This window comes from Bacteroides sp. 4_1_36 (assembly GCF_003466325.1).
GTDB classification, from domain to species: domain Bacteria; phylum Bacteroidota; class Bacteroidia; order Bacteroidales; family Bacteroidaceae; genus Bacteroides; species Bacteroides uniformis.
In genome coordinates, this window is sequence record NZ_QSOX01000014.1 from 96,268 (window position 1) to 120,618 (window position 24,351).

Genomic DNA, 24,351 nt, shown 5'->3' on the forward strand with positions numbered 1-24,351 from the left:
CATAAATTCGCAGCTTTCTGTCTGATTATTTTTCAGACACAGATGACGCTGATAATACAGATTAAGAATATTAAAAATCCGCGTCATCCGCGTCATCTGCGTCATCCGCGTCAAAGCGATAGCAAATTTAAGTTTCCGGACAAGCTGGGGGTGAGAGTTAAGGGATGACCCGGTATCGCTCCTTTGCCGTCTGCCTGCTGACGCGGTTGAAGTGCCACCATTCGCTGGGTAGCGGGTGGAATCCGGCTTCTTTCATTACCTGCCGGAGCAGCAGCCGGTTTTCACGTTCTTGTTCTGTCAGCTTGCCTTGTGCCACGAGCACGGCTTCTTCTGTGATGTGGGCTTCCCTGCCCAGATGGTCTACCGGGGTGCCCATGGGCAGAGGAGTTCCTTTATCGTCGAGTATGCTGATGTCCACCGCCAATCCGTAGTTGTGCAGGCCGCCGCCGCGTGAGGGGTTGGAGACATAGATGTATTTGGAGGTTCCTTTCACTACGTTCCACATCTTCTGCTGTACGGACAAGGGGCGCGCTGCGTCGTAGACGATGAGGCTGTAGCCGGGGTACTGTTCTTTCAGTAGGCGTTGTGCCCGCTTCAGGCTTTTCATGGCATCGGGGTGCAGGTAGGCTTCTTTCAGGTCTTCGTACAATAGGGTTCCGGTGAAGTTGTCGGCACGGGTGTACATCAAGTCGATGGCGATGCTGCTGTCCGCTTCGGCGATGTTGACGAAACCGAGGGAGTCCAGGTAGCGGGCTGTCCGGCTTTTAACCGGAGCCGGAGGGACGGGTGCCGCTATGGTGTCGGCGTACGGGATGGTGGTCTCCGTATCTGGGTCTTGTGCCTGCTTTGGCGCTTGTTTTCTGCTACAACCGCATAGTGAGCAGCCAAGCAGCAGATATAACAAGTAAAAGAAATATCGTTCCATCTTACAAGGCATTCTTGGCGGTAAGGATTGATTTCATCAAGGCTATGTCCGAACTGACTTCTCCCTGCATCAAGTATTTGTTTTTCCGTTGGCAGGTGGCTTCGTAAATCTCCTTTGCTTTTGCTGTGTCCTTGTCCCGGTAGAGTGCCAGGGCGCAGAGCAGCCGCTGTTTGGAAGACGTCACATCCTTATATTGCCGGATGTAGGTATCCAGCTCATCGGTATATAATTCTTCTGCCCGTGCGGTCCTCTTTGTCACCAATGCGGTGAAGAGCAGCTCGCAAGCGTTTTCCTTTATCAAAAGTCCGATGACTTCGTGCCGGTGGCTCATTATTTTCTCAAATGCATTGTAGGCGGCTTCCCATTCTTCGCAGTCGAGCAGGCGCGAGGCGCTCATCAAGGCTATGGTGACCTGCAGGGCATCTTTGTAGTTGATGTCTTCCGTTTGGCTGAACCATTCGGCAGGCATGTCCTTAGGACGCATGCCCTCTTGCACCAGTGCGTTGATGCGCAGCTGGGTGACCAGTGCCTGCTTGCTCTTGCTGTCCTTGAGAAGCAGGCGCATGTTGTCGGCATCATTGCCGATGCCGCCCATCTTCATGGGGATGCCGTTCATCCCTGCAAGGAGAATGCCAATCAAAGAGAGCATCAGAAGGAAGAATTTCAGCAGGTAAGGCAGCCCGTCTACGGTCAGCAGGGGGAGGAAGGCAAGGATGGCGGTCAGCAGGTTGGCAAGCACTCCACCCAGGTTGTACAAGGTGGTTGGGATATCTTCAAGAGGCCTTTCGGGTGGGGTAAGCAGGCATTGGCCTCCCGTTCCGGCAAGGCTGAAACGCTTGATGCATAATTTCCCGTCTTTCCGTATGAAGGTAAGGTTGAAGATGCGGAAGGAGACGAAGCGGTAGCCGGTTGCCAGTCCGCAGACAAGATGCCCGCCTTCGTGCAGAAGCACTTGCAGGAAGATGGAGAACAGCAGAATCAGTATGGCTAACAAGGAAACTCCTACTGTCTCCAGCATGCCGGTTTCGGCAAACTTGCTGTGTAAACCGTCGAACGAGTCTCCCAAAACCAGGACTCTTACACCTATTATTCCTACAAAGCCGATGCATGCCCCGACCATGAATCCTCCGGCCAATTTAAATACTTTCTTCATCCTGATATCTTGATAAATGTGTTTGCCGGCAAAGGTAAAGGATTTTATCTGAAATGCAACAGCTTGCCCCATGTATCATAAAAAGAAAGAGATTGTGATTACCACAACCTCTTTCCGTCACCTAAACCCACTACGCAGGCTACAGATAGGGAATTATAGTAATATAGATACCCGTAATGATGGCCGAAGTGATTACTCCTGAAATATTAGCCCCCAAGGCATCTCCCAAGATGAAGGAATTGGGGTTGTCCTTGCTTACTATCTTCTGGGCAACCTTCGCCGTAGTAGGAACGCAGCTCACGGCTGCAATTCCGATGACCGGATTGTAATTGCCCCGCTTGATGAAGTACATGATGTATCCTCCAATGATTCCGCCGATACCGGAGAGCAACAGTGCGCCCATGCCCAATACCAACAATTTAAGAATTTTAGGGTCGAGCAGCAGATGTGCGTCGCAAAGTACGCCCAACAACAGGCCGAGCATGAAAGTAGAACCATACAACAGCGGACCGCTTACAAAATCGTAGATATGCTTCATCCCCGATTCGCGTACTGCCACTCCGAGGAACAAGGAGAAGAACAGCGGTGAGGCAACCGGGAACAGAAAACACAGTACAGCACACAATATAGCCGAGAAAGCCAGTTTTACTTTGGCATCATAGTTTTTGGGCGGCTTCTTGCTCGTCATCTTGATGGCGCGCAGGCGTTTCGGCACCAGCAGCTTCACCAGATAGGGGTAACCGCCATATGTCAGTCCCAGATAGAGATAGGCCACTACTGTGATGGGTACAAACAGATGTTTGGCCAGGGCCAAGGAAGTGAAAAGCACCATCGGTCCGTCCGCACCTCCTACCATGGCTACGGAAGCGCTTTCTTTCAAGGACAGTCCCAATGCAGATGCGATGGGTACAGTCAGGAAAGTTCCCAATTCGGCACATAGGGCAAGGAATATGCTGGCAAACGGTTTCTGTAGCAGGAAGCCCACATCGAGCAGGGTACCGATACCCATAAATACGAAGCATGCAATCAATCCGTTGCTGAAGGTCAGGGTGTAGACCGGTTGCAGGAAGTCTATCTGCATGGTGTTCATCAAGTCGTCCGTATCCGAAAGCATCGGGTCCAGAAAGAGATTCCCCAATGTACCGTCGGGCATGAAAAGGGTGCCGCAATTAATGGCGACCATACCCAGTCCCATGGGAATCATGACCATAGGCTCCAGTACGCCTTTCCATCCCAGGTATATGAGCAGCAGGCCCAGGGCTATTAAAAATACACGGGCAGAGGAGAGCAGCCAGCCGCTTTCCATCATTGTTCCGAATCCTTGGAACAAGGTTGCAAAATCTATATTCTCCATGATTAGTCTTTGTTTTTGGTGTCGTTGTTCTTTTTAGTCTTGTTCTTGTTGTCACGGTGGCTGATGGCATCTTCCAGATACATCATATGGGTATCTTCTGGGTAGAAGTAGTCTACCAGGTTTCTTTTGGAGACACCGTGGCTTACTCCGTGGTAATAGCCCCGAGGCTTTTCGTTTTCACGGTCCACACCCCGGCTGTAGTCTTCGCGCGTGTCGTTGCCGAAGATGTTTCCGTGCATGGAGGGGGTGTGTAGCATCAGTTCCATCTTCTGGCGGAACTTCTTTATACGGCGCAGGCGGAGTAACTCCTGCTGGTGGGAACTGTAGAAATCGAGTGAATCGGCTGCGCTGGCTATCAGTTTGATGATGAATGCCACAAAGAAACCGATTGCAAAAGTGAGCCCCATCATCTCAAGGGTGGGGAGGAATAAATCGGACATAGTTATGATATTAATGTGATGAAATGGATAATAAAAAAGCGAAAGATGTACATGCAATACACCTCCGGTAATGGTTTGCAATAAGTCCGATAAAGTCTAAATCAGGATATGCAGCAGTGCATAGATATAGTATCCGCAGGAATAGCGGAGAGCACTGGGATTGAATGAAAGGTTGGCGCTCTCTCCGGCAGACAGATGGCTGGAAAGCAGATGCTCCAGTTGCCCGGCTGGTTTCAGAATTCTCATCTTCAGGAATTTCGGAGAGGCGTGGTTATGTGTGTATAGGCTGTTCGGACACAACGCTTCGTTGGTCCAGCAGTCGGTATTTTCGTCATTGAATAGTGAACGGTGGGTGGCTGTGTACAATGCGCACTGTGTGTAGGCGGTAAAGGAGCATTCGGAGGCCGGACTTCCGACAACTATTCCCGCCGGACTCATGGTAGTATTCCGTGAGTCCGGCTGTTCCTCCTGGGAGATGGCAGTCAAACCCAGACAGAGGAAGGTAAACATAAGTATGTAATACAGATGTTTCATCATAGTAAGGTAAAGGAACAAATAACTTTGGACAAAGTTATATATTCCGCTGTATTTTAAGATTAATTGTCTTTTTCCTCTGCAGGAAGTATTCTGAAGGACTGGTTGCGGCATTTATATGCCCAACCGTTCCTTCAGTAACCGGTATCTGGAGAGGCTTACCCGTAGCTTGACGCCACTTTTTAACGTCACTTGGTAGGTCTCTTTTCCATACTGTTCTACTCGTGATATCTGGGTTACGTTGACAATGCTCGAGCGGTGGATGCGGACAAAGTTATCTGCTGGCAAATGTGTCTCGAAGTTTTTCATGGTCTGTTCCTTGATGTACTCTCCGTCTGATGTCACCAGGGTTGCGTAGTCCCCACAAGCCTGGATGTATAATAGGTCTTCCACTTTGATGATGTGAATCCGGGAGCCGTCTTTTACCGTGATCCGGTCAATACTTTCTTCTTGTGGCAGGGGAGCGGCCTTTTCTGCCTCGGGGCGGTGAAATTTTCTGTTTGTAATGAAGTGCCTGCCACAATCTGCAGATGATACCACAAAAGGATAGCTGTCCAGGCAGGAATACCGAACAAGAGGCGGAAAGGAATGCTTGTTTGGCAGGTGTGCCTTGCCAGCGTTTGTCTTCACATCCGCCGCAAAAGCAACTGCATTCTATGCGTACTTGCCAGTCGGCGGGTATGTGCAGTTCCACTCCTCCCCAACTGCAGTCCAGGTCTATGTAGGTTTCTCCGGGTGCTATGTTCCTCTTGCTCTCCCATTCTCTTGTTCATCATCCGTTGTACCATCTTGGCACGGCGATGCACTGTCCTTTGGTGTGTCCAGTTTCTCCTATGGTGATGTCTGAGAAGGAAGATGCCGATGAGGATAAGGGCCAAGGGCTACAGCATGGCTTGGAAATTGCCGGGGAATAGCAATAAGCCTGAAAGGATAAAGAGCGAGGCGATCAGCACTTTGCCGGAGCCTGCATAGGATGGGAATCGGTGAATCCGGAGTTATCTGTTCCTCCACCAATACCAGATGAAGCGTAGCCCGGTGCCGAGAAGCGCGAGAGAAAGTCCGGTATAGAACACTGCGATGAAGGAGTCGGGCAGAAGGTGGCAGGTACGTATTACAATTCCCATTGCAATCATGCCTATCATGACAATCCATCCTTTTACGTCGAAAAAGGAAAAGGGGCAGTGCTTACCTTTCTTCTGTGAGATACGGAGAGTATGTTTCTTGTACAGCCTATGGAAAATAATGCCGGAGAACAGAAGGAATACCAGGCTGGCTTCGCAGACTTTGAATAGCCAATAATGTCCGTCATCTATCCAGCAGGTCAGGCCTATACGCAGAATATTGACTCCTGCCAATGACCATATGGTTCCGGCAGTTATGAGCAGTGTATTTGGAGATACTCCGTATTTCATGATGAAGGTTGTTTTATTACACAAATACCGGGCTTGTATGGCGGAGTCCAAAAATTAAAAGAGGCTCTATTCTATTAAGAATGAGCCTCTTGTTTGTGGACCAGCCTGGGCTTGAACCAGGGACCTCCAGATTATGAGTCTGTTGCTCTAACCAACTGAGCTGCCTCGTTATCAACACGTTAATTATCTCTGTGTAGGTTCTGAGGTCAACAATAGGTCAACACTGAACTTATTATGCAAATTTACTAAAAATCTTATTCACAATGAAACATTCTCCATTGTGATTTGCTTTGGACAAGAATAATCACTAATTTTGTGTTATTCTAAAACAGGGAGTTATGTCAAGAGATGTGGTAAAACAAGAACTATTGGCGAAACTGAAGCAAGAACACTGCTTTTGGTCGTACAATGAAAACTTAATCAAGGATATTCCAGATGATATGCTGATTGAGAAAACCTTGTTACATCTTGACTTGGAAGAAATAAACCAACTGTTTCTAATTTATCCTTTCAAGAAAATTAAGCAGGTGTGGCTGGATTATCTTGTTCCCCAAGCGGAATATCTCTACACGTTGAATCGTTTTTTTGCATGGTATTATTTCAAGGCAAAGAAGCCAGATGCTTATATAAAGTCTATGGCTACCCGCCATCTTAATAAAATGTTTGCATGAAAGGTTTAGCTCCACACACGCTGCAGGTTTTTGAAGCCGTTTCTAAGTTGGACTGCATCAAACCCTATCTCTTGGTAGGTGGCACAGCTTTGTCATTGCAAATGGGAACTCGACAAAGTGAGGACTTGGACTTTATGAAATGGCGTACCTCTAAAACAGAGAAAATGGAAGTGGCATGGTATCAGATAGAGAAAGAGCTCGCTGTAATAGGTGATATTCAGCATAAGGACATTTTAGATATAGACCATGTGGAGTATTTAGTGTCTGGAGTAAAGTTCTCCTTTTATGCCTGTCCTAAATATTCTCCTGTAAGTATGCCTGTGGAATATCTGAATAATCTCAGATTGGCAGATGTAAAGTCTATTGGAGCTATGAAGATGGAGGTGATGCTACGCAGGAGTAATTTTCGCGATTATTATGATATTTATTCCATCTTAAAGTCTGGTGTACCTATCAACGATTTGGTATCTTTAGCCCTTACCTACTCTGGACATAAATTGAAATCCAAGAATCTGTTAGCTATGCTCACCAACGGCTCTCGTTTTACAAGAGATTCCCATTTTGAGCAACTTGCACCGATTTATGCTGTAACTGCTCAAGAAATAGAAGATTATATAAAGTTTTGTTTATTATAAACTGCTGCAACATTCTTGCGAATGGGATTATATATAGAAGTATTCCTTGAAATTGTAGTAGCTTTATAAAAAGAAAAACAGCATAAGAGTTTCCTCAAATGCTGCTCTGTCTTAAGTAGATTGGTAATTAGTCAATCTTCTTGTAAGTGGTTGTTGTAATGTCATCCAATTCCTCGCTACCATCATCCATTGTGTCCCAATCCTCAAAGGCGAGAACCAACTTAGTAGCTGTAAGTTCATTAACAGTTAGGACATCTGAATAACCATCATCGTAAGAGATAGTCAGCTTATTGTCTTTCAAAGACCAACGACTTGTTTCTGTATATCCACCGTCCGCATAGCCTTCTGTGCAAGTACCGTCAGCTTTGAACTCCCATAAACCATTGGTATATGCTTCATCAGAAGTTACTACTTCCTTATCATTCTCCACTTTGTGAATCTTCTCCCAAGTGGTCTGCCATTTACCTATAAGGTTAGCTTGTTCAATGATTGTCTGTTCATCTTCATCATCACTACATGCTGTAAAGTTTACAGCCAACATGACCATTAATAAGGTCGTTCCAATTAATCTTAAAGTTTTCATTGTTGTTAAGATATAGCTCATCTTTAGTTATCTTAACAACAGTGTAAATGGTATTCTCTTCTCCCCAATCAGTTGTATAATAAGTAACGAACATATATCTGTTAGGGAAGTATTCAAATGTATCATTTTGAGTGTCATTTTCGCCTTTCTCTGTATAGGTGTTATCCTTATTAAAGGTAAGGATTTCTCCCTCTGCTCAATGTTCTTCAATTCGTCATTGACAGTTTCGATCAAGGCTCTTTTTCTGAGCAAAATCTTGTCGGCAATACTCATCAGTGAATTCTTCATATTGTTTTTAACTTTAGTGACAAGCTGTATGCCATTAAGAAAAGGGTTCTCAAACAGAGCCTGACCAATATATCCTTTGTCTGCGCATAGTTTTCCTTTGATGTTCTACGAAAACTTACCTTGCTTCAACGGTTCCCGGTCATCCACGTTTCCAGGCGTGAACATGAAATTGAGAATTTCACCCTTGTCATTGATTATCAGATGCAACTTGAATCCGAAGGACCATCCCATTGAATATTTTCCACGCTCGGCAAGTCCCTCAAATGTCTTATGAATAAGGATTCTTTGGTTACGACAAACACGTAAGGGAGTGGAGTCGACAAAACTGATGCCGGTACAGGTTCTCAGCAGGACTTTTTTGATGAAGATGGTCATGGGAAGCAATACTTCCTTCTCCAGTTCCACAAAACGGTTACCTTATATATATTCTTGAATTTGGGTTTGTAGGACAATTCCACTTCACCCACAGTATAATCTATATCCATAATGTACGATATTTAATAGGTTGGTAGATATAAAGAAAGGACAACTAACTGAATAGCTGCCCTTTCCTCTCTCAATCAACAATCCACTTAGCCCAAGAACCAAGCGTATTCACTATCTCCTAATTTGGCACGTTGGATGCCTTGTACAAACTCTGTGCAATTAAGATTCCTTTCCAAGAAGTTATCTATGTAACTTGACTTTACAGAACCATTGAGCGGGTTTAAGAGCTGCCAACCTGTAATGCTGTCCCCTGTACTCTTGAAATTCACATCAGAAACGAATGCTCTGCAAGCTGCATTAATCTGACTATCTCCCAACAATAGACGAGGTAAGCGTTTCTGTTGGTTGGGTGTAAGAGCTTGATATAATATCCTTTCACTTTAATATTCAAATCCACTTTCATAAAGAGGTGGGACAGTGTTATAAAGTTGGGGCGGTCTATGGGTAGGATGCAGTAAAGACTTCTCATTGTAAAATCAATAAGAGGATGGTTGATGGCTTCCCTGTATCTCTTTCTAATATAATCCTGCCTAATGTTACTTGTCCTGTTTTGCAAGTACTTTAATTGTATCTTCATATTCATTAGTTGCTGATTGAACATTGTTGGTAAACACTAAATATTTTTCTCACGTTCCATTTTGTAATAGTAGGCAGTGCCAAAATATATCTTGGCTTCCTTTCTGTTATGGAACTTCTTTCCTGTTGGTAGATGAATTATCATGTCAGTTTAAATATTAGTAAATTAATAAGATAGTTTCTGCAATGAAATATAATAGGTAGTAACCTTTCCATTCTTTTTTCTCCTTGTCTTTAGATAGTTATTAAGATTAGCCCACAATCCAATGTGAACCTTATTATCTTTCACTCCCTGTTTAAGAGCCTTTGTTCTTATCTGTTCATAAGTAAATTCTTTCATTTTAGATATTCTGAATAGTTTGTAGTCTGCTTATCTGTGTGGTGAGATTATCTGTTTGTGGTACTTATTTTGGGGTCAACAATAGGTCAACAACGAAGCAAGACAGCCTGTTTCTTGTCAGTATTTCGAAAATCCAAAGAGAAGAAGTCCTAATAAAAAAGCCCCATAAACACTTGTTTATGAGGCAATTCTTTGTGGACCAGCCTGGGCTTGAACCAGGGACCTCCAGATTATGAGTCTGTTGCTCTAACCAACTGAGCTACAAGTCCGATGCATCCTTGCTTGGATAGCGGGGGCAAAAGTAGCATTTTCTATTGAAATATGCAAGACTTTTGGATAAAATTCCTTATAACCTTTGTCCTTAGAACTTATAAATTCGTTTTGGATTCTTGGGAAACCAGCCTTTTTTCACTCGTTCTTCCTGCTCGAATATCTCCTTGATGGTCCAGAACGAGGAAAATGCAAAGACGCCCAAAAGGGAGGCTATCATGATGTTCTCCGTATAAAGGGAGGCAATGATGCCGCCGATGCCGAGTAAAAGGAAAATCCACCAGCACTTGGTGCCCCAATAATATTCGGCTTTCACAACTATGGGGTGAAACAAGCCGATGATGAGGAATGTGCAGATACCTATGACAAGGCCCGACAGATGATATTCGTTCAAGAAATCCATTGTTGTTCGTTATTTCTCGGGGCAAATAGGAATCTCCTTCTTGATGCTCTGTTCCAGGGAAATCAAGGTCTCGGTAGCGGTTACGCCAGGAATCTCCTGCATCTTGTTGTTCAGCAAATCCATCAGATGCTCGTTGTCGCGGGCATATACCTTGGTCAGCATGGTGTACGGACCAGTGGTGAAGTGGCATTCTACGATTTCGGGAATCTTGCCCAGCTCAGCAACTACCGTCTTATACATGGAGCCCTTTTCCAGCTTGATTCCTACGTAAGTGCAGGTTCTGTATCCAAGGGACTTGGGATTTACATGATAGCCTGAGCCAACAATAACGCCAAGGTCAATCAGGCGCTGTACACGTTGATGGATGGCAGCACGTGACACGCCACATTCAGCAGCTACGTCCTTGAAAGGGATACGGGCATTTTGGGAAATGATTTCCAGAATCTGCCGGTCAAGATTGTCTATTTTTTCCATAATAGTAAATAAGTAAAGTTCTTGTTGTTATCAAATAGTAAGCAAATATAGGACTTTATTTTAATTTATCTATAAAAAGGGACGGAAAAATGAATAAAAGTGAGGGGTAACGATAAGGCGCGGATTACGCGGATTTCACGGATTTAGTTTACCAAATCCGCGTATTCCGCGTAATCCGCGCCTAAAAGAAGTATCAAGAGGGTTTTGCCCCTCCCTTCGGATTGTTACATTACTTCTCGATACCCAGCAGTTCCACTTCGAATATCAAAGTAGAGAACGGCTTGATTTGGCTACCGGTTTCTCTTGAACCGTATGCCAGGTCGTAGGGGATATAGAGTTCCCACTTAGAGCCGACGGGCATCATGGTGAGGGCCTCTGTCCAGCCTTTGATTACCTGGTTGGCACGGAAAGTAGCAGGTTCGTTGCGCTTGTAAGAGCTATCGAATTCTGTTCCGTCAATCAGCGTACCTTTGTAGTTTACTTTCACCTTGCTGCTGTCGGCAGGAACGGCACCGTTACCCTTGGTGATGATTTTGTATTGCAGACCGCTCGGGGTAGTTACTACACCTTCTTTAGCCTTGTTCTCAGCCAGGAACTTTTCACCGGCAGCTTTGTTGTCAGCATACTTTTCTGCAGTTGCTTTTTCTTTGATGGCATCCATCTGAGTACGCATGTACTCTTGAGCTTTCATCATATCCATAGCACCACCCTTGCCGATGACACCTGCTACGAAACCTGCCAGCAGATTTTCGCGGCTGATGCTCTGTGTGGAGTCGTTGCCGAAGATTTGTTGGTTGAAGCCTTCCACCCATTGCTTGCTGACCATCTGGCCTACTTGCAGACCGGCCATGTAAGCCACGTCTTTCTTATCGATTTTGGCTGCGCCTTCGTTGAAACCTTTCAGGAATTCTGACATCTGGGTTGAGTCAATGCCTTGTTGTGCAAGATACTGGTCCAAACCTTCTGTACGTGCCATACCGATGGCGTAAGATAATGAGTCGATGTCCGTCTTCAAATCAGCTTTCGGACTTTGAGCAGTACAAGATACCATGCCGGCAGCTACTGCAAGAGCCATGAGAAATGTTACTTTTTTCATTTTGCTTTTACTTGTTTGTTTATTTAGATAAAATTTTCTGTAATTCGACTTCGAATACGAGCGTGCTGTGGGGAGGAATCATCTCGCCGGCACCCTGCGCTCCGTATGCCAGGTCGCTGGGGATGTAGAGTTTCCACTTGGCACCTTCGGGCATAAGCTGAAGGGCTTCCACCCAACCGGGTATCACTTGGTTTACACCGAATGTGGCAGGCTGGCCGCGCTTGATGGAGCTGTCGAACAGCGTTCCGTCAATCAGTGTGCCTTCGTAGTGGCATTGTACCTGGTCGGTTGCTTTGGCATAGTGACCGACGTTTCCTTCTGTGATAACTTCGTATTGAAGTCCGCTGGGAAGCGTAACAACTCCCTCGCGTTTTTTGTTCTCTTCCAGGAACTTTTTGCCGGCTTCTATGTTTGCTGCGTTCATCTTCTCCTCCAGTTCGGCGAAGTACTTGTTGACGATGTCACGGGCTTCTGTGTGGCTGATTGCCGTCTGGTTGCCCTCCAAAACGTCTTTGATTGCTTGTGCAAAGTCATCTACTGCAATGCCTTTGGCACCCATGCTTAAAAGATTCTGACCTATTCCAAGGCCGATAGCATAACTGAATTTGTCCATAAGATTCTTTTGTTGACGACCGGATTGGTTTCTTTTCCAGTCTATTGCAAATTTACGAATGGCAAAAGTACGTCTTTTATTTGAATGATAAGGCTTTTAAGTATTTAATTTTTCTTATTTATATCACAACTTGAACATTCTTCTTATATTTGTCTTACTTTAATAAAGGAAAGGAGCGGAAAATGAAGAACTTGGTCATATTGTCGGGTGCTGGTATGAGCGCCGAGAGCGGCATCAGCACATTCCGTGATGCGGGCGGATTATGGGACAAATATCCGGTGGAGCAGGTGGCGACTCCCGAGGGGTATGCACGTAATCCGGAACTGGTCATTAATTTCTATAACGAACGTCGCAAGCAGTTGCTCGATGTGGTGCCGAATGCCGGGCATCTGGGCGTTGCCGACCTGGAGAGGGATTTCAATGTAACGGTCGTCACCCAGAACGTAGATAATCTGCACGAGCGTGCCGGCAGTACGCACGTGATACACTTGCATGGGGAACTGACGAAGGTTTGTTCCAGCCGCGACCCTTATAATCCGCATTTCGTCAAGGAACTGGCGCCGGAGGAATATGAAGTAAAGTTGGGCGACAAGGCGGGCGACGGTACGCAGCTCCGCCCGTTCATCGTGTGGTTTGGCGAGTCGGTGCCGGAGATTGAGACTGCCATCCGGTATGTGGAGCAGGCGGACATCTTCGTCATCATCGGCACCAGCCTGAACGTTTATCCCGCTGCGGGACTGCTGAACTACGTGCCCCGTGCCGCCGAAGTGTATCTGATAGACCCCAAGCCGGTGGACACGCACGTCATGCGTCCGATACATGTCATTCAAAAGGGAGCTTCGGAAGGGGTAAAAGAGTTGAAGGCGCTGCTTACAGTTACCCAGCCTCCTTTGCCTTAGGACTTAATCTCCTACGTCTTAGGACTTAGCCCCTCACGGTATAGGACTTAATATGCAGAACATCCGGATGTCTTTCTCCAAAACACCCGGATGTTTTACCCCAAAACATGGGGATGTTTTGCTCCATTACATCCGGATGTTTTAGGTGAAAACATGGGGATGTTTTGGGTACTCACTCCTATACTGTAGAGAGCTGGGTATAGGGGAGATTCCCGCAAGGTATAGGTCTTGCGGGAACAAAGTATATTTGTCCTCGAAATTTGTGCTATTTCTTTATCACGGCCCGTAATACGAACCAGGCATGATGGGCTACGGTACTCATCAGTCCGTAATGCCGCGCCATGATGCGGAAGCGTTCGCGCAGGGATGCTTGCCGGTTCTGGGTGGTCATTCCCTCTTCCAGATAGTCGATGAGGGTGAGATGGGTATTGTGCAAGGTCCGTGCCTTCTTCATCACCCGGATGCACCAGTCGAAGTCGGCGGAGAAGCGGTATTGCAGGTCGTAGGGTTCTACAAGGGAAGCTTTGGCAAAGAAGGCCTGATGGCAGACCAGCATGCCCTGCTTGAAGCTTCGCCAGGTAAGCACTTCCGGGGCGGCGAGGCGGCGCATGCGGATGAAGTGACCTTCCTTGTCCACCAGTTCCGTTTCGCCGTACAGCACGTCGGGTAGTTCGTTGCCGGAGATGGAACGCACCATCTGCTGCAAGGTGTCGTCCTCGTGGAAGCTGTCGCCAGCATTGAGGAAGCAGAGGTAATCGCCGGTGGCAAGGCGGATGCCTTTGTTCATGGCGTCGTACAGTCCCTTGTCCGGTTCGCTCACGATGCGGGTGATGCGGTCGCGGTAACGGTCGATAATGGAGAGCGTGCTGTCTTTGGACGCACCGTCCACAATGATGTATTCTACGTGGTGGTAGGTTTGCGAGATAACGCTTTGAATCGTGTCCTCCAGTACCGCTTCGGCATTGTAGGTCACGGTGATGATGCTGAATTTCGGGGTGGGGTGGTTATGCATTTCTTCCGGTTACTTTGTTGTAAAGGTCAATGTATTTCTTGGCGACGACGTTCTCCGAATAGTGGGAGATGGCTTTCCGGCAGGCTTGTTCCGAGAGGCTGGGGTAGTCGGGTTCGGTCAGCGTCCAGTAGATGCCGTTGGCAAAGTCTTCCGAGGATTTGTATTGTGCCACGTAGCCGTTGTGCAGATGGTCTATCATCTCAGGGATGCCGCCCACGTTGAATCCGACGCAGGGAATGCCGCATGCCATGGCTTCCATGATGGTGTTCGGCAGGTTCTCTTCCAGCGAGGGGGTCACGAAGATGTCCACGGCATTGTAGATGTTCACCAGTTGGTGTTCGTTGCTGACGAAGTTCAGCGGGTAGACTTTGAATGGAAGCAGGTTTTCCAGTTGTTGCGATTGGTTGCCGAAGACGACGACACCCAACTGTTCCCGGAGTTCGGGATGCTTGTCGGCCAGCAGTCGGCACGATTCTATCAAGTAGTCAATGCCTTTCCGTTTGTCCGTAATCTTCACCGAGCCGAACAACATGAGCTTTTTGTCTTGCGGCAGTAGGCAACGGCTGCGGGCTTCCTGTCGGTTGCGGGGCTTGAAGAGGTTGGTGTTGATGGGGTTGGGGATGCACGTCACGGCATGTCCACAGAAGAGGGCGCTTGTCCGGGCACGTTCTTCCAGCCAGCGGCTGCAGGTGACGAAGTTGATGTGACGGTTGCGATACAATGCCTGCTTTTTGTGGAAGATGCGGTAGGAAAGGTCACGTTTGCCTCTGCCTCCGTGGATGAAGGGGCAGTTGTGGCATTCCTGCTGGTAGTGGGTGCACTCGCGGGCATGGTGACAGATGCCAGTGCAGGGCCACATGTCGTGCATGGTCCAGACGACGGGCTTGCCCGAGGCGAGAATCTTCTCGATGTTCTTCAGCGAGAGCATCCCTTGGTTTATCCAGTGCAGATGGATGACGTCTGCTTGCTGGAATTCGGGCAGTGAGGTGATGTCTGTCCCCGTGTTGGCAATGTCTACGGCAAAGATGTTCTTCTTGTTGAAGCGGTTGGCGCTCCAGATGACGATGCGCTCCCAGACGAACTTCCACACCATGCGCCAGTTATGGTCCAGTGACACAACGGAGATTTGGTCGGTCTGCTTGTCGCGTACCAGCAGCTTGGCTTTGATGCCGTGGTTCTTGAGTGATTCCATCAGACGGCTGGCGGCGATGGCTGCGCCGCCGATGCGTTCGGATGTATTGATAAGTAGTACTCTCATGACTGTTGTTCGTTTCTTCTTTTTTGAATGTTTTTTCTTGTTACAGATGCCGGTCTTGTTTCATCCATTTCCGGATACGCTTTTGCAGCGTTTGCCATATGATGGTGAAGTTGCCGTACCGTAGGTTCAACGCCAGTTCCTCGAACGACCGTGCAATCTTTATCCAGGGATGCCGCCATGCCATGATGCGGTAAACGCTATCCTTGTAGGCAGTGTTCTCGATGACGTGGCGAGGGTGCTTCAGCGGAAACTCCACTTCGTAGCGTTTCATGGTGAAGATGCGGCGGTAACCGCGCGGCATGGTGTGCACGGAGCCGGCAAAGTGGGTGGAGTCGGCAGTGGCTCCCAGATTGTTTATCATGTTGCGGGTGGGCACGATGCTCAGACCCGAATTGAACAACATGGAAGCGTGGAAGATGGTTTCGTAATAGGCTTTCCCGTGTTCGCGGTGGCGTTGGCACATGTAGATGAAGTCTTTGCGGTAGCGCCGTGTGTGGATGAGGTTCTTCAGTTGCCGCATGTTCTCCTTGTCGTCCAGGAAGGTGTAGAATTCATCCCATTGGTCCGTCACCCGCCGCCAGCTCGCCCATCCCCAGATGGAGAAGGTGGTGGCGAAGAAGTAGTCGGAAGTGATGTCTGGTGTAATCTCCTCGTTGTTGAATCCGGCAATTATGCTGATGCGTGTGTCGTGCTCATACTTGTCGAGCAGTTCCTTGCAGAAGCCGAAGAAAGAGACGGCAGGCACGTCGTCATCCTCAAGCACGATACATTTGTCCGACAAGGAGAATGCCCACTTCTGTGCCATGTATTCCGATGGGTCGCAGCCGTAGTTCTTCTCTTGGTAGTTGTGGTGTACTTCGCATTCCCAGTCGATGTCTGCCACTACTTTGCGACAAGCTTCTATGCCCGGCATGTCACGCTCGCCGCGCGGGCCGTCCTGATAGAGAAACAGTCGTGCGGGGCGTGCTTTTTTCACTTGTTCGAATACTTGCGCCAGCAGTTTGGGGCGGTTGAAGAAAAGGATCAGTACAGATACATCTACAAGGGCTGGTTTCATGGCAATGGTTTTAGTTCCGGGTGAATATAGCAGGCATGGACTATCTGCTTCTCTTTGGGAGGAATGTCCATGTAGTTTTTATATAAATCTTTCAGATAGGCGTCCACATTGCCCGGTGCCGGGAAATCTTTTCCTTCGAAAGTGATGGTGGAGAGCGGAAAGACGGAATCTTTACGGTGCATGATGCCGTATCCGTTATTGATGAGTATATTCGAAAGATAAGTCCCTTTGGGGCGTACCAAGCAGAGCATTGCCCATATCCCTTTGAAAAGCGCATACTTCATGCCGAAGTAGAAGAATTCTGCAAAGGAGCGCAGCGAGTAGTAGTGTTGCGCGTGTAGGATGGAGTAACTGACGGAGATGCCTTTGCGCAGCTTCTTTGCCCATGGGCGGGGCACGGTGGGGTAGTCGATGAAAGGGAATATATCTACGTATAGTCCTTTCTGATACTCTACGCTGAAGGTATCTCCTGCTTCAATATAGATTGAGTTTAAATCCCTTATCTTGACGATGGGCTCTTTGCTGGTAGGGTCACTTTCCGGGGTTTGCAGGAACAGTGTGTCGGGTAGTTCGGAGGGGGCTACCTTCATGAATGCTTGCATGTCTTCCAGTGTCATGCCGATGTCTATGTCATCATCCCAGGGGATGAATCCTCCATGACGCATGGCTCCCAACAGTGTGCCTCCGTCAAGCCAGTAGCTTAACTTGTGTTTCCGGCAGATGCGGTCCACCTCTTTCAGTATGGAAAGTTGCTTCAGTTGGCAGGCGCGTAGGTTGTCGGCAACGTAGTCCGATAGGTATTGGTTCTTCATACTTCTTCTCTTTTTACGTCGATGACTTGTCCGGTGAATTCGGAAAGCAGTGACTGTATGGTGGTAATGGCTACTTGCTCGGAGGTCAGCAAGGTGTTATCCGGTTCGATGCCGAAGTTATGGACACGCATAGGTGTTTTGGTGCGCTCCGGATTGATGCAGTTCACGCTGATGCCGAACGGTTCCCATTCTTGTGCTATGGCTTGCACAAAGTTCACGATGGCGGCTTTGGTCGATGAATAGATGCTGTAAAAGGCACGCCCCCGAGTGTAGGAACTGGAAGTGAAGAATACGAGTTTACCTTTGCTCTCCTTCAGATAGGGGAAGGCTTCAAGTGCCACGTTGACAGTACCCATATAGTTGGTGTTCACAGCGTTGCAGATGGTCTGATAGTCGCAACTCATCAGAGGTTCTTTATTCAGCAGTCCGGCAGTATTGATAATGTAGTCTATCCGTCCACATTGGCGGTACACTTCCTGCAAGGCTTTGCTCACCTGCTCTTTGTTGCCTACATCCGTTCCGTTCATGCTGCGCGAATAGCAGAATACGTTGGCTCCTTTCTCTTTGAGTAGCTGAGCCACGTCTGCGCCGATGCCGTAACTACCGCCGAATACGACTGCAACCCGGTTCTTCAGGTTGTTTTCCTGGTCGATGGGCAAGGTGTTCAGTTCACTTTTGCGCAGCTGGAAGAATTTGTCCAGCAGATAGGTGTCTTCCTTATAGGTCAGCTTCATGTTGCTTTCTTCACCGTTCACTACATAAACCGGTACTTCCGGAAGGTATTTCACTACTACGCCGCAGTCGTCGGTCACTTTAAAGGCCGGGTCTTGCAAGGCAATGTCATAGGCATGCTTGATGGTTTCCAGATGGAATGCTTGCGGAGTCTGTCCTCGCATCAGTTTGCTGCGGTCTGGGATTTCCTGAATGAATCTGTCATTGACTTGTATAATGGTATCCGTGGCGGGCATTGCCACATCAATAGCTTTGTAGGTTTCCAATGCGGCAATAACGTCATTCAGAATCCGCTGGCTCACTAACGGACGTACGGCATCGTGGAATATCAGATTGACGTCAGTGTCTTCGTAGGCTTTGATGGCGGATAGGCTGGAATGATACCGTTCTTGTCCGCCTTTCAATATCTTCTTGACCTTCTTCCATCCGTTCTTGATGATGATAGATTCGAAATCGGAGATATAGAAAGGATTGGATACGATAGCTATCTCGTGAATATGTGGATTGCTTTCGAAAGTATCGATGGTGTGCTCCACGACCATTTTTCCCGCTACCTTGAAGAATTGCTTGGGAGTGGACAATCCCAGGCGGCTACCGACTCCTCCTGCCAATATGACTGCTACATTCTTTTTCATTGTATCAATAGAAATGTGATGCTGCAAAAATACGAATTAATTGCTTCTTTGCAGCATTCCGGTTGGGATAAAGTGGCATATCTGTTGGGATAACTCTCTTTTTATTCTCTTCTTGTCTGCTCTATGGCTTCCACTAATCTGTCTGATGTGCCGCTTACTATTTTCCGGCAGAACATCTTTCCAGACTGCCGCAATACCGGCAGGTCCTCGAGTGTCATCACGCGGATGGATGCGCCGTAGTCTATGTAGTGCAAGGGGGTGAGACGGGTAAGTCCGGGGTATTCTCCCTCTAAAAGAAGCCCTTTTGAGGCAAAAGGGGAGTTGAATACGATGGTCTGTATGCACAGTTCGCTGGGTACAAAGCTGGTTCTGAAATACTTCACCAGCTTCTCCTCCGTGCACAACTTTTCATATACATATCGTGCGCAGGGCAACGTGATGGCCCAATAGTCGGAACCGAAATAGACATCTGCCTGCTTGCCTTCCAAGGGTGCAAAAGGGGCTTTCCGGATGGGGAGTATCTGTACCAGCTTGCGCGATGCTACGATGAGTTTGTTCTTCCACCATATACTCTTCCAAGGCAGGTCACGGAAAGGGTGGTAATGGGTTATCTTGTGCAACTGCTGTTTCACGGTGCAGTGTGTCAGGTTGAAACCGCCGATGAATTCAGTGTCTTGATGCTCCTCGAAATAGTGGTGGATGGCGTTGTTGTTCCATAACGGATAGTCTTGCCCGCTCAGGCATACTACGCGGATATAGGGGATACCGCTGTGCAATACGGCGGCAAGCAATTCTTTCTGATATTCCACTTGTTCCCATCCTCCCCAGCTTATCCGGTGGCGGGGCACGAAAGTGACCTTGTCTCCCAAGGCTTCTTCAAAAGGGTGTATATCGGCATTGAGGTCGATGTGCACGTAGAAGTCTGCCCGGTCATCCAGTGCGGCAACCAGGCGTGCCAAGTGTGGGGCATCCTTGTAGGCGGATATGATGTAGGCTATGCGGCTCATGCTCTTTTTTTCTTTAAGAGGAATTCAATGCTTTCCCGGAAGATGGTAGATTGTAGTTTCCACAAAACCAGTGCATAAAGCCCAGCTACCATAATGATTTTGGCTGCCATATTTAAGTATAGGTTTTCTATGGGCTGAGTGGCATAGTGAGTTGACACTACGAGTACAATGGATAGGGAGAGATAAGGAGAGATGTCTTTCAGCATATCGCGCAGTCTTAATCCTATCTCCCTCTTGACAAAACGGAACCATACAAACAGCCAGCCGATATTGATAATGACGAAAATACGCAGCATCCACTCCAACCCGTATGGGTATATGGCACATACAGCTACTATTTGCAGCAGGCTCAAGCTGATGGTGCTCCACATATAGATAGAAGAATGTCCCCGGCTGATGAGCAGGTTGGAGAACAGATTGATGACGGGAATAAATGCTCCCCAAATACATAACAGTTGCAAGATATCGGCACTGGGCAGCCACTTCTCCGTGATAGTGATTATAATCAGTTCTTTCGATACCAAGCTCAATCCCAGCATGGCGGGGAAAGAGATAAAGGCGGTGAAGCGCAGCAGCTTTCTGAATACGGCAAGTTGCCGTGCCTTGTCGTCGGCAACCCGGGTAAAGACGGGTTGTGCAATGCCGTTTATCATGCCCGTAATCGTGGTATGTCCCATGCCGTTCCACTTGTTTGCCTGCGTAAAGTTACCCACTTCCCGTTCCGAATAGAACTTACCCAACAAGACGGAAAACAAATTGTTATTGATTATGGTGAAGATATTCGTAATGATTATCTTACTGCTGAACCCTATCATCTCCTTGATAGGTGTAAAGTCGAACCGGAAGCGGGGTCTCCAACGCGAGAAGTAGAAATTGAGAACCGTCATTACGGTGATGAAAGAGATGCTTTGCAGTGCAATTCCCCAATAGGCGAATCCGTTTGCCGCCAATGTGATGCCCATAATGCCGGAGACTATCAGACTTGAAATAGAAATGACGGTAGTGTCCTTGATTCTGAGGTTCTTGAATAGATATGCCCTCGGTGCAATGCTCATGCTGGAAATGACGAATCCCAAGAAGGAGAGACGGGACAGCGGTATCAGCTCGGGCGTATCGTAGAAGTCGGCAATCAGCGGTGCGGCAAAGAAGAGTAATATATATATAGTAGTGCTGCACATCAGGCTGAACCAGAACACGGCGTTGTAATCCTTGTGCAAAGTCTCCTTCCGGTTGGTCAGTGCCGAAATGAACCCACCCTCCTGCAAGGCGGCGGCAATGGCGGAGAAGATGGTAAGCATCCCTACCATACCATAATCCGAAGCATCCAGCAGACGGGCAAGGACTATTCCGAATCCCAGATTTAACAACTGCTGTATGCCGTTGCTGAATCCTCCCCAGAAGAGGCCTTTGGCTGTTTTTTCTTTGAGTGATGTATCGGACATAGTTTATTGGTTGATAAGGCAACGAGTTAACAAGGCCACGAGGCTTTTCCTTCCTCCTTGTAGCCTTGTTAACTCGTTACCTTGTTACTGTTTTATTTCACCTCGCTGCCCGGCTTCACCTCTTTCAGCAGTGAAGTCACCGCCAGCGAGCCGTCATAATTCTCGGCAGAGAGAATCATTCCCTCACTTACCAGCCCGTTCTTGAATTGGCGTGGAGCGAGGTTGGCGATGAACAGCACTTGCTTGCCTACCAGTTCTTCCGGTTTGTAGTGCTGGGCAATGCCGCTGACGATGGTGCGGTTTTCCAGCCCGTCGGCAATCTTGAACTTCAGCAGCTTCTTCATCTTGGGCACTGCCTCGCATTCAAGCACTGTACCTACGCGGATATCCAGCTTTTCAAAGTCTTCGAAGGCGATGGTCGGCTTGATGGGGTTTGCCTTGTAGGTGGCGGCTTCGTTTGCCTTCTTGGTGGCAAGCAGCTTGTCTACTTGTGCCTGGATGACGTCGTCTTCTATCTTTTCGAACAGCAGTTCGGGGGTGCCCAGCTGATGTCCGGCAGGCAACAGGTCGGTGTGTCCCAGCTCTGCCCAGTCAAAGCTGTCCATGTTCAGCATCTTGCGAAGCTTCTCGCTGCTGAAGGGCAGGAACGGTTCGAAAGCAATGGCAAGGTTGGCGACCAACTGCAAGGAGATATGGAGGATGGTGGCTACGCGCTCCATGTCCGTCTTGGCAAGCTTCCACGGCTCGGTGTCGGCAAGGTATTTGTTTCCGATGCGGGCAAGGTTCATCGCTTCCTTCTGTGCGTCGCGGAATTTGAATACATCCAGCAACTTCTCCACTTCTGCCTTGACGTCGGCAAATTCTTTCAGCGTCTCGCGGTCGTAGTCGTTCAGTTCGCCTGCGGCGGGCACTACGCTGTCGAAGTACTTCTTGGTGAGTTGCAGGGCGCGGTTCACGAAGTTGCCATAAACGGCAACCAGCTCGTTGTTATTACGTGCCTGGAAGTCCTTCCAGGTGAAGTCGTTGTCTTTTGTCTCCGGTGCGTTGGCGGTCAGCACGTAGCGCAGCACATCCTGCTTGCCGGGGAAGTCAACGAGATACTCGTGCAGCCATACCGCCCAGTTGCGTGAAGTGGAAATCTTGTCGCCCTCCAGGTTCAGGAACTCGTTGCTCGGCACGTTGTCCGGCAGGATGTAGCTACCCTCTGCCTTCAGCATGGCGGGGAACACGATGCAGTGGAACACGATATTGTCTTTTCCGATGAAGTGTACCAGACGCGTTTCGGGGTCTTTCCACCATTTCTCCCATGTGTCGGGCAGCAACTCTTTGGTGTTGCTGATGTAGCCGATAGGGGCGTCGAACCATACATAGAGCACTTTGCCCTCGGCACCCTCTACGGGAACGGGAATACCCCAATCCAGGTCGCGGCTCACGGCACGCGGCTGCAAGCCCATGTCGAGCCAGCTCTTGCATTGGCCATAAACATTGGGACGCCACTCCTTATGGTCTTCCAGAATCCATTGGCGAAGCCATTCCTCGTGTTTGTCCAGCGGCAGATACCAGTGCTTCGTCTCACGCATCACGGGCTGGCTGCCGCTGATGGCACTCTTCGGATTAATCAGGTCCGTGGGGCTGAGGCTGGTGCCGCACTTCTCGCATTGGTCGCCGTAAGCGCCTTCGGCATGGCAGTGGGGGCACTCGCCGGTGATGTAGCGGTCGGCAAGGAAGGTCTTAGCTTCTTCGTCGTAATACTGCATGCTGGTCTTTTCGATGAATTCTCCCTTATCGTACAGCTTGCGGAAGAAGTCGGAAGCCGTGTCGTGATGCGTCTTTGAAGTAGTACGGCTGTACACGTCGAAGGAAACGCCGAACTCTTCGAAAGACTTCTTTATAAGCGTATGATAGCGGTCCACCACGTCTTGCGGGGTGATGCCTTCCTTCTTGGCGCGGATGGTGATGGGCACTCCGTGTTCGTCGGAGCCGCCGATGAAGATTACATCTTCCTTTTTCAGTCGCAGGTAGCGGACATAAATGTCGGCAGGAACATAAACGCCTGCCAGGTGTCCGATATGAACCGGGCCGTTGGCATACGGCAATGCCGAGGTCACGGTGGTACGTTTGAATTTCTTTTCCATTGTGTTATTATGTATCTCTTTTGTTATGAACGCTTTTAGTGGCACAAAGATAGCTGTTTTCTGCAAAATATGAGTATTCTTCCAGATTCTTTCCAGATTTAGGCTTCATCTTTGCCATACAAAATGAACAAACTTGGTATTGATAATGTAAAAAAACGAAATGACTATGAAACTGGAAAAGTACTTCTTATTATTGGCGTTAGGCGTGTTTGCCTTTGCCTTGCAAAGCTGTGATGATGACGACAACGACGGAATCTCCGTGCCCGCGGAACTGAGTAATGCGTTGGCCAAGGAGCATCCCAATGCCCAGCGTATAGAATGGGAAACAAAAGGTGCATATTATGTGGCTGATTTCCATGAGGACAATTTCGAAAAGGAGGCCTGGTTCACCAAAGACGGTGTATGGCAGATGACCGAAACCGACCTCCGTTGTGCAGACCTTCCCGCTCCGGTGAGAAGCTCTTACGAGAGTAGTACCTATTATAATGTATGGAAGGTGGAAGATGTAGACAAGCTGGAACGTAAGGAAATGGCTGTTGTCTACATCATCGAAGTGGAGAAAGGTAATCAGGAAATGGACCTCTATTATTCGGAGGACGGCATTCTGGTGAAGGAAGTGGCCGATGCGCACAACGGCGGTTCTCCCGAAGATTATCTCCCTTCTGATATTTCCGCTGCCATCAAAGATTTTATAGCAGAGAAATATCCCAATGCCCGCATTGTGGATATTGAAAAAGAAAAGAACGGTATGACGGAAGTCGAAATCGTGCACGGAAGTATCAGCAAGGATGTGATGTTCACCGCTGAGGGTGCATGGGCCTATACTATCTGGGATATCAGTAAGAGACATCTGGAGGATGTAGTGAAGAACGCCGTTACGGCTGCCCATCCCGGTTATGTCATTGATGATGCCGACTTTATTGAGACTCCCGATGGCAGTTACTTTTTGGTAGAGATGGAGCAAGGGGAAAGGGAAATCTACGTAAAGGTGACAGCGGAAGGTGAAATACTGCCATAGTCTTATACTGAATACTTCCCTTTAAATCAGCGTGTCTTATCCTGATATAGGTAGACACATTTACAAACTAATAAATGTGTTACTATTATGA

Annotated in this window: 23 protein-coding genes, 2 tRNA genes and 5 pseudogenes; 4 read left to right on the forward strand and 26 right to left on the reverse strand. The window is 48.1% G+C overall.

The annotated features are described in order from the left end of the window. Nucleotides 1–157 precede the first annotated feature (157 nt). The 8 genes and pseudogenes from DXD65_RS13925 to DXD65_RS13960 form a co-directional block, all read right to left on the reverse strand. Nucleotides 158–925, reverse strand: coding sequence for a M15 family metallopeptidase (locus tag DXD65_RS13925; protein WP_034525946.1), 768 nt, complete (start codon nucleotides 923–925; stop codon nucleotides 158–160). Nucleotide 926: 1 nt separating this feature from the next. Then, the gene (locus DXD65_RS13930) at nucleotides 927–2,078 is read right to left on the reverse strand and encodes a hypothetical protein (RefSeq protein ID WP_034526008.1); all 1,152 of its coding nucleotides are present in this window, start codon (nucleotides 2,076–2,078) and stop codon (nucleotides 927–929) included. A 139-nt stretch (nucleotides 2,079–2,217) separates the two neighbouring features. Then, the gene (locus DXD65_RS13935; RefSeq protein WP_005830884.1) at nucleotides 2,218–3,432 is read right to left on the reverse strand and encodes a sodium ion-translocating decarboxylase subunit beta; all 1,215 of its coding nucleotides are present in this window, start codon (nucleotides 3,430–3,432) and stop codon (nucleotides 2,218–2,220) included. 2 nt (nucleotides 3,433–3,434) lie between these two features. After that, complete coding sequence (locus tag DXD65_RS13940) at nucleotides 3,435–3,872, reverse strand: hypothetical protein (protein ID WP_005830882.1); 438 nt, start codon at nucleotides 3,870–3,872, stop codon at nucleotides 3,435–3,437. 96 nt (nucleotides 3,873–3,968) lie between these two features. Continuing rightward, the gene (locus DXD65_RS13945; RefSeq protein WP_233556144.1) at nucleotides 3,969–4,409 is read right to left on the reverse strand and encodes a hypothetical protein; all 441 of its coding nucleotides are present in this window, start codon (nucleotides 4,407–4,409) and stop codon (nucleotides 3,969–3,971) included. Between the two features lie 111 nt (nucleotides 4,410–4,520). Continuing rightward, nucleotides 4,521–4,862: pseudogene (locus tag DXD65_RS13950) on the reverse strand (LytR/AlgR family response regulator transcription factor); the annotation flags it as partial. A 539-nt stretch (nucleotides 4,863–5,401) separates the two neighbouring features. Beyond that, a complete protein-coding gene (locus DXD65_RS13955) occupies nucleotides 5,402–5,818 on the reverse strand; it encodes a hypothetical protein (RefSeq protein WP_005830871.1) in 417 nt (138 codons plus the stop codon). 96 nt (nucleotides 5,819–5,914) lie between these two features. Further along, a tRNA-Met gene (locus DXD65_RS13960) sits at nucleotides 5,915–5,980 on the reverse strand. A 176-nt stretch (nucleotides 5,981–6,156) separates the two neighbouring features. Between DXD65_RS13960 and DXD65_RS13965 the strand changes: the two genes are divergently transcribed. Together DXD65_RS13965 and DXD65_RS13970 are read left to right on the forward strand one after the other, a co-directional pair. Next, on the forward strand, nucleotides 6,157–6,489 hold the full coding sequence (locus DXD65_RS13965; protein ID WP_005830869.1) for a hypothetical protein: 333 nt from the start codon (nucleotides 6,157–6,159) through the stop codon (nucleotides 6,487–6,489). Then, nucleotides 6,486–7,124 (forward strand): nucleotidyl transferase AbiEii/AbiGii toxin family protein, encoded by a 639-nt coding sequence (locus tag DXD65_RS13970; RefSeq protein ID WP_005830867.1) that lies wholly within the window; start codon nucleotides 6,486–6,488, stop codon nucleotides 7,122–7,124. The genes DXD65_RS13965 and DXD65_RS13970 overlap by 4 nt, the downstream gene beginning before the upstream one ends. A gap of 127 nt (nucleotides 7,125–7,251) precedes the next feature. On the opposite strand, the gene DXD65_RS13975 is transcribed toward DXD65_RS13970, so the two are convergent. The 10 genes and pseudogenes from DXD65_RS13975 to DXD65_RS14030 all read right to left on the reverse strand — a co-directional run bounded on the left by DXD65_RS13975 (nucleotide 7,252) and on the right by DXD65_RS14030 (nucleotide 12,253). Further along, nucleotides 7,252–7,707, reverse strand: a complete 456-nt coding sequence (locus DXD65_RS13975) for a lipocalin family protein (RefSeq protein WP_005830863.1) — start codon at nucleotides 7,705–7,707, stop codon at nucleotides 7,252–7,254. A gap of 180 nt (nucleotides 7,708–7,887) precedes the next feature. Continuing rightward, nucleotides 7,888–8,409: pseudogene (locus tag DXD65_RS13985) on the reverse strand (IS982 family transposase); the annotation flags it as partial. After that, nucleotides 8,406–8,480: pseudogene (locus tag DXD65_RS21265) on the reverse strand (DNA repair protein); the annotation flags it as partial. The pseudogenes DXD65_RS13985 and DXD65_RS21265, both read right to left, overlap by 4 nt. 87 nt (nucleotides 8,481–8,567) lie before the next feature. Further along, nucleotides 8,568–8,849: pseudogene (locus tag DXD65_RS13995) on the reverse strand (DUF3871 family protein); the annotation flags it as partial. Between the two features lie 168 nt (nucleotides 8,850–9,017). Next, nucleotides 9,018–9,202, reverse strand: a pseudogene (locus tag DXD65_RS21270) (hypothetical protein). Nucleotides 9,203–9,592: 390 nt separating this feature from the next. Continuing rightward, nucleotides 9,593–9,666: transfer RNA gene (locus DXD65_RS14010), tRNA-Ile, on the reverse strand. Nucleotides 9,667–9,758: 92 nt separating this feature from the next. Continuing rightward, entirely contained in the window at nucleotides 9,759–10,070 is a 312-nt protein-coding gene (locus DXD65_RS14015; RefSeq protein WP_005834338.1) for a DUF4491 family protein, read from the reverse strand. A 9-nt stretch (nucleotides 10,071–10,079) separates the two neighbouring features. After that, nucleotides 10,080–10,544, reverse strand: coding sequence for an Lrp/AsnC family transcriptional regulator (locus tag DXD65_RS14020; protein WP_005830846.1), 465 nt, complete (start codon nucleotides 10,542–10,544; stop codon nucleotides 10,080–10,082). A gap of 229 nt (nucleotides 10,545–10,773) precedes the next feature. Beyond that, the gene (locus tag DXD65_RS14025) at nucleotides 10,774–11,640 is read right to left on the reverse strand and encodes an FKBP-type peptidyl-prolyl cis-trans isomerase (RefSeq protein ID WP_009037607.1); all 867 of its coding nucleotides are present in this window, start codon (nucleotides 11,638–11,640) and stop codon (nucleotides 10,774–10,776) included. Between the two features lie 19 nt (nucleotides 11,641–11,659). Continuing rightward, nucleotides 11,660–12,253, reverse strand: coding sequence for an FKBP-type peptidyl-prolyl cis-trans isomerase (locus tag DXD65_RS14030; protein ID WP_005830842.1), 594 nt, complete (start codon nucleotides 12,251–12,253; stop codon nucleotides 11,660–11,662). A 182-nt stretch (nucleotides 12,254–12,435) separates the two neighbouring features. On the opposite strand from DXD65_RS14030, the gene DXD65_RS14035 reads away from it, so the two are divergent. Beyond that, the gene (locus DXD65_RS14035; RefSeq protein WP_008662496.1) at nucleotides 12,436–13,152 is read left to right on the forward strand and encodes an SIR2 family NAD-dependent protein deacylase; all 717 of its coding nucleotides are present in this window, start codon (nucleotides 12,436–12,438) and stop codon (nucleotides 13,150–13,152) included. Nucleotides 13,153–13,417: 265 nt separating this feature from the next. Here DXD65_RS14035 and DXD65_RS14040 read toward each other — a convergent pair whose 3' ends face one another. The 8 genes from DXD65_RS14040 to metG form a co-directional block, all read right to left on the reverse strand. Next, nucleotides 13,418–14,164 (reverse strand): glycosyltransferase family 2 protein, encoded by a 747-nt coding sequence (locus DXD65_RS14040; protein WP_009037608.1) that lies wholly within the window; start codon nucleotides 14,162–14,164, stop codon nucleotides 13,418–13,420. Next, nucleotides 14,157–15,422, reverse strand: a complete 1,266-nt coding sequence (locus DXD65_RS14045; RefSeq protein WP_005830834.1) for a glycosyltransferase family 4 protein — start codon at nucleotides 15,420–15,422, stop codon at nucleotides 14,157–14,159. Before DXD65_RS14045 ends, DXD65_RS14040 begins: the two co-directional genes overlap by 8 nt. A 40-nt stretch (nucleotides 15,423–15,462) precedes the next feature. Continuing rightward, nucleotides 15,463–16,479 carry a hypothetical protein gene (locus DXD65_RS14050; RefSeq protein WP_008662502.1) on the reverse strand — a complete coding sequence of 339 codons (1,017 nt, stop codon included), beginning with the start codon at nucleotides 16,477–16,479 and terminating at the stop codon, nucleotides 15,463–15,465. After that, on the reverse strand, nucleotides 16,476–17,291 hold the full coding sequence (locus DXD65_RS14055; RefSeq protein ID WP_117887740.1) for a phosphorylcholine transferase LicD: 816 nt from the start codon (nucleotides 17,289–17,291) through the stop codon (nucleotides 16,476–16,478). Before DXD65_RS14055 ends, DXD65_RS14050 begins: the two co-directional genes overlap by 4 nt. Continuing rightward, nucleotides 17,288–18,658: a bifunctional cytidylyltransferase/SDR family oxidoreductase gene (locus tag DXD65_RS14060; protein WP_005830829.1), complete on the reverse strand. Its 1,371-nt coding sequence runs from the start codon at nucleotides 18,656–18,658 to the stop codon at nucleotides 17,288–17,290. Before DXD65_RS14060 ends, DXD65_RS14055 begins: the two co-directional genes overlap by 4 nt. 101 nt (nucleotides 18,659–18,759) lie before the next feature. Further along, nucleotides 18,760–19,665 carry a beta-1,6-N-acetylglucosaminyltransferase gene (locus DXD65_RS14065; protein ID WP_117887741.1) on the reverse strand — a complete coding sequence of 302 codons (906 nt, stop codon included), beginning with the start codon at nucleotides 19,663–19,665 and terminating at the stop codon, nucleotides 18,760–18,762. Continuing rightward, nucleotides 19,662–21,107 carry a lipopolysaccharide biosynthesis protein gene (locus DXD65_RS14070; RefSeq protein ID WP_005830822.1) on the reverse strand — a complete coding sequence of 482 codons (1,446 nt, stop codon included), beginning with the start codon at nucleotides 21,105–21,107 and terminating at the stop codon, nucleotides 19,662–19,664. Before DXD65_RS14070 ends, DXD65_RS14065 begins: the two co-directional genes overlap by 4 nt. 92 nt (nucleotides 21,108–21,199) lie before the next feature. Then, the gene (gene metG / locus DXD65_RS14075) at nucleotides 21,200–23,242 is read right to left on the reverse strand and encodes a methionine--tRNA ligase (RefSeq protein ID WP_009037611.1); all 2,043 of its coding nucleotides are present in this window, start codon (nucleotides 23,240–23,242) and stop codon (nucleotides 21,200–21,202) included. Nucleotides 23,243–23,408: 166 nt separating this feature from the next. On the opposite strand from metG, the gene DXD65_RS14080 reads away from it, so the two are divergent. Then, on the forward strand, nucleotides 23,409–24,260 hold the full coding sequence (locus tag DXD65_RS14080) for a PepSY-like domain-containing protein (protein WP_034525943.1): 852 nt from the start codon (nucleotides 23,409–23,411) through the stop codon (nucleotides 24,258–24,260). The last annotated feature ends 91 nt before the right edge of the window (nucleotides 24,261–24,351 follow it).